At 64.5% G+C, this 8,264-nt stretch carries 4 protein-coding genes; 2 read left to right on the forward strand and 2 right to left on the reverse strand.

The window, feature by feature from the left end:
- The first annotated feature begins 433 nt into the window (after window positions 1–433).
- Window positions 434–640: a hypothetical protein gene (locus tag E2651_RS38225; RefSeq protein ID WP_135335876.1), complete on the forward strand. Its 207-nt coding sequence runs from the start codon at window positions 434–436 to the stop codon at window positions 638–640.
- Entirely contained in the window at window positions 641–1,180 is a 540-nt protein-coding gene (locus E2651_RS38230) for a DUF4253 domain-containing protein (protein ID WP_135335877.1), read from the forward strand.
- 648 nt (window positions 1,181–1,828) lie between these two features.
- Here E2651_RS38230 and E2651_RS38235 read toward each other — a convergent pair.
- Window positions 1,829–2,434 carry a hypothetical protein gene (locus E2651_RS38235; RefSeq protein ID WP_135335878.1) on the reverse strand — a complete coding sequence of 202 codons (606 nt, stop codon included), beginning with the start codon at window positions 2,432–2,434 and terminating at the stop codon, window positions 1,829–1,831.
- A gap of 125 nt (window positions 2,435–2,559) precedes the next feature.
- Window positions 2,560–8,264, reverse strand: a 5,705-nt coding sequence (locus E2651_RS38240; RefSeq protein ID WP_135335879.1) for an RHS repeat-associated core domain-containing protein, incomplete at its 5' end; no start/stop codon positions are given.

An 8,264-nucleotide genomic window follows, 5' to 3' on the forward strand; every position in this document is an offset into this window, starting at 1 on the left:
CCCTTGCGCAGCCCTTCGACGAGGAAGTCGACAACCCGCAGACTCGCGACGGAGAAATCAAGCGGCAGCCGATTCCGCAGGGTCACACGCGCCACGAACTCCCGGGCCTGCCCCCGCATCTCCTCCGCTCTCGGCACCCGTCTTCCCTCACCGTCCATGACTCCCACCCCTCCGTCTCAGCAACCGAGAGGGCACGCAACGCACCCTCCCCCCACCAAGCGGAAGCCACAGCTCTCCCGTGACGGCTTATCAAGTGCCCCTTGTCACATACTTGATTCCCCAACCCGTACAACTATTCACCAACCTCATGCGTCAACCCTTCCTTCCCCACTCACGACATAAGCGAGACGCAGAATCTAGACTCGGCTGGATGATGCCGCCACTTCCCAATGGGCTTCCCCGCGGTTCGACCGTCCCGAGAGATTCCCCAACGATGTGGGTCTCCGCTGAGCCCGTCTCGGATCCGGCACGGCTGTGGATGCAATACCAGCGGCAACAGCCGGCCACAGGACTGAGGCCTCTGCTCTTCTATCCCGATGGCGAACCCAGCCCGCTCGATCCGGCGCGGCTCGCGCACGTGGACCTGGAGCATGTGCTGGAGCGCGCCTGGCAGGACTACCGGCAGCAGCAACTTCAGTAGTTGACCCACCCACCTCCGCCCATCCCGCTGCCACCGGAAGTCGCCGAGTTCATCGAGCCGTTCGAGGACGACCCAGGTGCACCGTTCGATCATTGGCCGGGGCTGGCGCCCGCGCCAGTGCCGGCCGACGAGGAGCTGGCCGACGACGATCCGGACGACGTGGCACAGCGGATACTGTCGCGCCTGGTGACGGATCGCTCCTACGACGTTTCCGACTGCCACCTCGCCCTGGTCGCGGCGGACCGCAGCGCCGATATCCCCGCCGCGATCGGATGGAAGGCAGAGGCCCCCCTCCCTCTCCTCTGCGCCCTTCTCAGAAGCTGGGAGGAGAGATTCGCAACCCGTGCCATCGCCGTACTCGGCAACACCGTGTACGTCTCGGTCGCCCGTCCCCCTCGAACCGAAGCACAGGCACTGCACATCGCCCTGGAGCACGTCCTGACCACGGCGGACAACGTCATCAAGGACCCGCCGACGCCCTACCCTGCCTATGCGGAATCCCTGATCGACAACGGCCTCTGGTCGTTCTGGTGGGACTGACGCCTGGTCGCGGCCGAGGACCACACTCAGGCGTCGCTCACAGTCATGGAATCGCAATTCCGGCTGTGAAGCACCTCTGTTCACGGCATCCTCAGTACGGCGCCATGACCAAGTCGCCGATCACCCGCAGCCCGACCTGGTCTGCCAGCCACGGCGCGCGTTCGGCCTCGACTTGTTTGACGTGCACGAAAACCGTGTGGTCGGCCGCAGGCTCCTCTAGGTCAAGGTCGCGGGCGTCTTTTTCCCGAGCAGGTTTCCAGGTTTCCTGACACAGGTGACCTGTCCGTTGGTATCCGGGATCGGCTTAACTCCTTTGATCGCCGAGACGGGCTGCATTACCAGTACGCACTCTCGATCGCGAAAGGCTGGAAGGTAGGCGGCTGGCCCAGTTGGCACTCAACGTGGGCCATTCACTATCCCTCATCCGAAGCATGGGGCCGCCGGCATGACTTTCCCGTTCGCTTGGTTCACCACCCCTCGAATGAAGCCGCACCGCCGTTCGGCGCCAACTCTCGAGCTCTGGAATGAGTTCGATCAAATCGACCGATGGAGGGCGCAGCGTAAGCCATAAAGTGATCTCCAGACGTGCAGCTGCTACCAGCCTCAGGGGTTTGCGAAGAATCCGTCGATCTGCAAGCAGGCGTCAATTCATAGCTCTGTCATCGAGCGAAAGAATTCGGGCATGGCTTCACCGAACCGGGAAACAGCAGTCTGCGACAACTCCTCGATGTCATGCACGGCTTGCTCACGACTCACCCTGTTCGTGAGAACCTGAATCGATTCGCTCTGCGCTTGCATCTCCAGGCGTTCGTGCGGTCCGGCTGGCGGCAGCTCGGTCTGCGGTCCGCTCTCATAACCAGAAAGCACGGCGTCAAAGTCTCCAGCGATATTCAAGGCAAGTGCGCAGCACGCCTCGCATCGCTCCACCGACTCAGCCGGATCCGTAGCAGCCGCCGCCTCAAAGAGCAATGCAAGGGAGTGGTGCACCCAGTAGTGCAGCTGTTCCGCGCTGTCAGCCTCAAGCTCTGGGGCCACCTGCAGTGACCCGACAAGATCGGCTTTAGCCTGCCCCCCCTCACCCCGCAGGACTTGGTCCAGCAAGCCTCGGAACCGAACGGCCGTCTGGGCAGTCCCGCACTCGTCCACAATTGGCAACACACGATACGCGCATCCCGCAGCGAACAAGGAAGCACTTTCCGGGGAAAGGGCACGAATGCGCTCGATCATCTCACCGTATGCCACTGAATACTCCATCCTTACCCATCCATGAAGCGGTTCCTTGTCACCCTACACCGCAGCATGAACACACCAGCTTCAACAGCCGCTGCTCCCCGATCGGTTCGGAGAGCAGCGGCTGCTTCTCTGTTACTCGCGGATGACTAGCCCGCCCACCAGAATGTTCTGTAGTCGGTCTTTATGCTGTTCGGCCCCGGACGCCAAGGAAACTTGGGACCATCGACCGTAATGCCGATCTTCCCAAGGTTCGGCGCGCACTGCCCTGTTGGGTGCGTGACACAGACATTTCGATTTGTGCCACCTTGGACGATCTTCCAGTCATCACCCAGGTTGTTCATAACCGTCTGCTCGGCATGACCCTTGCCCGGGATGAATACCTCCCCCTTCTTGAGGGCGTCGTCGGCCGCCCCTGGTGTTCCCCATTCCCTAGGCCTCCTGGGGCCTTCAGTCGCAACCCAGACCTGCGTCTGGTTCGTCTTGGTATTCTGCACCTTGATTGCGGTCACAGTGCCGCCGTTGAACTTTCGCATTCCTTGCAGCTCAGTGGCTCGATCCTTCAGCTTTAGGGCGCCCGGAAGGGAACCTGCCATTCGCCCCGATGCAGCAGCAGGAGCCCTTGGCGGTTTCGTGATTCCTCGGGCAAGAGCTATTGCATCTCCGAAGAAGCTACCAGCCTTGTAGCTGTCCGCTGACGAATCAGCTCCGCCCTTTTCCGCAAGACTGTCATACTTGTCACCCCAGTTGTTGCACCACTTTGGGTCGCTCCCGCATTTCCCAGTGCGGTTAACGGCGTCTGCGGCATTGGCAAACACTCTTCCGAGGCCCGCGAGGAAATCGAACCCGTTGCCGGATTGGTTCTTCTTCGCTTCGACGAGTTCCTTACCGCAAACGGTGACGAGTCCAGCGCCACTGCACGGCGGCAGAGTCGGTACGTGGCCGTCTAGCTCTACGAGACTGGTCGGATTCCCCCCAGCGAACGCGTATCGGTTCCCCGTGAGCGGATCGGTCCCGAGCCCCATATCGGCCAACGCCCCGTTGTACATATCCCGAGTAGTAAACCGATTAAGCCCCGGACTGTAATCCCGGAACCCCATGTCATACGTGGCCGAAGCCGCGTCCCACCGCTTCGAGTTGAAGCGGTACGGGTTGTACGCGTCCTTCGTTGGGTCGCCCGCGTCCGGCTTGTCGATGCCCGTGAAGTCGGCGGACTCATCGGAGCCGTACGCCGAATACCCGTACGTCGCCTTCGTGTTGCCGTCCTTGTCGGTCAGCGTCTCGACGTCCGTGTGGCTGTTGTAGCCGTAGAACGTGGACTCGCCGGCCGAGCCGTCAGCGCCGTGCTTCACCTGGGAGAGGCGCTCGCCCCACGGGCCGTACTGGAACGACTTCGTCAGCTTGCCGGCGACCTCCTCGCCCAACACCTCGCCAGACATGCCGAGGTACGTGTAGTCCGTCGACTTGCCCGCCGCGTCCGTCCGCGAGGACGTGCGGTCCAGCGGGTCGTACGCGTACTTCGTCGTCTTCAGGGCGCCCGACGCCGGGTCCGCCTTCTCGTGCTGCCTCACGCGGTCGAAGCCGTCGTACGCATTGCGCTCGATGACCTTGCCGCCCGACGTCACCGACTCCTGGCGGCCGAAGGCGTCGTACGTGTACGACGCCGACGCGCCGCCGCCCACCGTCGACTTCAGCAGACGGTTCCGGTCATAGCCGAACGTCGTCGTCTTTCCCTTGACCGTCTGCGAGACGACGTTCGCGTTGTCGTCGTGGACGTATGTCTCCGTGCCCGCGCCGTCACCGGTCCGGACCGACCCCGCCAGGCGGTCCGCCGGGTCGTAGGTGTAATCCGTCGTCGACGACACGTACTTCGCATGGTCGTCCGCGCTCATCTTCTTCGCCACGTCCTGCGCCTTGTTGCCGTTCGCGTCATAGGCGTAGGTGTGGGAGGAGACGAGAGTCGTGCCGTCCGGCTTCTTCTCCGTCTGGGACTTGAGCGCGCCGTCCAGGTAGTAGGCGTAGGCCACCGTGTTCTTGTTGGCCTTCGTCTCCGTCTTTCGCTCGCCTCGGTACGTGTAGTCGTACGACGTGACCTTCGGGGAGGTGTCCGACGCCGACTTACCCACCGTTGTCGTCTTCACCAACTCACGTAGGTCGTACGTGTACTTGGCGTACTGGTCGGGGTGCGTGAGCGTCTCGGGCTGGCCGTTCGCGTCGTACGTGTAGGAGGTGGTCTTCTTCTCCTGGCCGGCGAGGGCCTCCGCCACCTTCTCGACCTGGTTCAGGCCCGTGTACGACATCGTGTACGCGTCGACCTTCGTGCCGGTCGACGTGTCGTCGATCGACGTCAGGTTGCCGTTGATGTCGTACGCGTACGCGAAGCGCTTGCGCTCGGTGTCAGCCGCCGCCTCCGCCGAGTTGTCGCGGACCAGCTTCACCGTGTCCGCGGGCGCCTTCAGGGCGGCGTTCTCGCCCTTCTTGTAGGTGTCGGTGCCGAGCTTGGTCCACTTACCGGCCGCCCCCTCGGCGTACGCCGTGTACTTGCCCGCCTTCGCTATGTTCAGCTTCCACGTGTGCGGGGACGACTCCGTCCCCTTCCCCGACCGCGCCTGCGACTCGTACGCGACCAGCTCACTCGCGCCGACCGGAATGCCGTCGTCGTCACGCGACTTGAGCTTGCCGTCCGGGTAGTGGCCCCAGCGCATCGTCCGGCTCGTCGAGCCTCCCGCCGACGTCAGTTGGCGGGCCGTCTGCTGGCCGAGGGCGTTGTAGTCGTACGTCGTGCGGATGTCCCACACGTCCTGCGACGTCTTCACCCAGCCGTTGTCGTAATAGCCGTACGTCGTGTCGTTGCGGGTCGTCTCGCCCTCCGAGGGCGGCATCGACGTCTTCGCCACCCTGCCCACGGCGTCGTACGTCGTCTCCGACCAGACCTTCCTGTTGTAGCGGGGGTCCTTCGGGTCGTACGGCTGGATCTGGCGGGAGGGGCGGTTCAGAGGGTCGTACGTCGTCTCCGCGACGAAGTCGTCGGGCTCGGTCTCCGTTGCCACACCACGCGGCGTGAAGACCTTGATCTGGTTGCCGACCTGGTCGTAGCCGAACTTCGTCGTACGGACCGTCGTTCCCTCGTGCGGGGACTCCACCACCGCGAGCTTGCCGCGCTCGTCGTAGTGGTTCTTGGTGGTGTTGTTCTCGGCGTCCGTCGTCGAGACGGTCAGGGAGTCCTTGTCGTACGCCTGCTTGACCGTCCGGCCCGCCGCGTCCCCGACCGCCACCACGCGGTGGTTCATGTCGTAGTCGGTCTTGGTGGTGTAGTCGTCGGGATCGGCCGTCGCGGACTTCTTGGGGTCGATGACGCGGACGGGGTTGCCCACCCCGTCGTAGACGTAACTGACCTTGTCCTTCTTGGCGTTGACGACCGACGTGAGCTGGTAGATCTCGTCGTAGGTGTTCGTCGTGACGTAGTCGTCGGGGATCGACGCCGTCGCCGTGCCCTTCGGCTCCGTCGTCGTCTTGAGGTTGCCTACGCTGTCGTACGTGTACGCCGTCTTGCGCTCGCCCGAAGTGTCCGTGTCCTTCGGCGCCGTGGCCGATACCACCTGGTCCGTGGCGTCGTAACTCGCCGTGGACACCGCCCCGTTGGGCGCCGTCGACTTCGTCACGTTGTCGTTCGCGTCGTACTCCGGCGCCGGAGTCGTGATGAACACGCCCGCCGCCTGGTCCTTCGGGGCCTTCGACACGAGCGGGCGGCCGAACGCGTCGTACGTCTGGGTCGTCTTCTTGCCCAGGGCGTCCACGACCTCCGTCACCTGGCCGCGTGCGTCGTACTCCGTCGTCGTGATCTTCGCTAGGGCGTCGGTTGTCGTGCGCGGGTAGCCCGCCGCCACGAAGTTCCCGTACGCCGTCGGGTTGCCGTTGGCGTCCGTTGCCCGCGTCAACTGGCCGTAGGTGTCGTACTCGTACGACGTCGTGTAGTCACCGGCCTCCGACGAAGCGACGCCCTTCGGGTCCGTGACCGTCTTCAGGTTGCCCTTGGCGTCATGGCCGAACTGCCAGACGCGGCCCTCCGGTGAGGTCTTCTTGGTCAAGTCGGCCGCGTAGCCGTCCGCGCGGGTCTTGTACTCGTAGCGGGTCGAGTGCGTCGGGAACAGGCCCGGCGCGCAGTCCGCCGGCGACGGGGCGCCGGCCTTGTTCTCCTCCGCCGAGCGCTCCCAGAGCGGGTAGCCGGTCTTCTCGTCGTAGCAGTACGCCGTCTTCGCTCCGTTGTTCTCCTCCAGGAGCGTGACGTTGTGGTCGGGGTCCCACGTCATCTTCGTCTGCTCGGACTTGGCGTTCGTGACCTGGACCGGGCGGTCCTGGGCGTCCGTCGCGTACGTCGTCGTGTGCTTCTCGGCGTCTGTGACCTTGGCCTCCGTTCCGCCGTCCGTCTTCGACGTGTACGTGAAGGCCGTCGTGCCGCGCAGCCGGTCCGTGATCGTCTTGGTCGACCAGCTGGACTCGGGGCCTTCGCCGTACTCGACGTCAGTGGCCTTGCCGCGCGGGTCCGTGACCTTGGTCAGCTTGGTGTTCTTGTTGCCCTGCGCGGTGTCGTACGAGAAGGAGAAGACCTTCGGCTGGGCCGAGCCGTCGCCGTCCGTGAGGCGGCCGAGCAGGCCCTTCTCCGTATAGAGGAAGGAGACCTTGCGGCCCGAGATGTCCGTCATGGACTTCAGGTGGTCGTAGATCCTCGGGTTCCACAGGTCGGTGCCCGTGGCCTTCTCGCCCTTGTCGTCGATGTAGTCGTACGTCGCGTCGCCCGCCCCGAAGTAGTCGAGCGTCAGGGAGCTGCGGCCCGCCGGGTCCTTGATCTCCTTGAGGAATTTGATCCAGCGGTTGCCTGAGTCGCGTACCTCGTAGACGTACGTCTGGGTGTTGCCGTTCTTGTCGACGACCGACGTGAGGTAGCCGTCGCAGCCGATCACGAAGCGCGTGCCGTCGGGGCGGGTCAGCGTCCAGGCGTCCGGGACCTCGGGGCTGCTGCCGGTCTGGCACACCTTCGCGACGTCCGGCTTGGCGGTGAGCTTGTAGTGGTAGCCCGCCGACGGCTTCCAACTGCCGTCGCCCTGCTTGCGGAACAGGTGCTGCGTACCGTCGCCGTCGATGACGTACGCCTCGCCCGGCTCCGCGTCCGGGTGGAAGTCGAGCATCGAACCGAGCCGCAGTGGCCCTGCCGTCTGCGCCGACCAGCCGTGGCCGAGCTGGCTGTCGGAGGTGTCCTGCGCGTTGTACGTGAAGCGCGCGAAGGTGTTGATGCCGCGGCCCGGGTTGGTGAAGGCGTTGTACGACCAAGTCGCGTTGCCCGAGCCGAGGTTGCTCATCAGGGTCGAGCCCGCGCCGGTGTTCTTGCCCGTGTAGGCGTGGTGCTTCTCCATGCCGACGCGGTCCGCGGTCGGATCCTCGACGGCGGTGGCCTGCTCCAGGCCGCCGATGCCGGGCTTCTGCGAGAGCCAGGTGTTGTCGGTCTTGTTGAGGATGTCCCAGGTGAGTGTGTAGCCCGAGCGCCGGTTGCCGTCCGCCGTGTACGGGGACTTGACCGTCGCCTGGACGGTGGCGGACACGCCCGGTGCGAGGGCCGGGATGTCGGCCTTCAGCTGGTTGTCGGCGGTGGTGGCGTCCGTGCCGTCCGGCAGCGACCACTTGTATGAGAGCGCGCGCTCGCCCGCGGGCCAGGCCGTGGTCGTGGTGTTCTCGATCGTGACGTCCACCGGGTACGTGTTGTTCTCGGACATGCGGGTGGGCGTGTCCGGGGCGTAGTACGTGTCCCAGGGGGTGGGTTCGGCGGTGATGACGCGGAGTTGGGGGCGTTGTGCGGGGT

This window comes from Streptomyces sp. MZ04 (assembly GCF_004684775.1).
GTDB lineage: Bacteria > Actinomycetota > Actinomycetes > Streptomycetales > Streptomycetaceae > Streptomyces.

Bases quoted from the DNA above. Each gene is read 5' to 3' on its own strand.
- E2651_RS38235 (WP_135335878.1), bottom strand. From the start codon at position 2,434: ATGGAGTATTCAGTGGCATACGGTGAGATGATCGAGCGCATTCGTGCC.
- E2651_RS38225 (WP_135335876.1), top strand. From the start codon at position 434: ATGTGGGTCTCCGCTGAGCCCGTCTCGGATCCGGCACGGCTGTGGATG.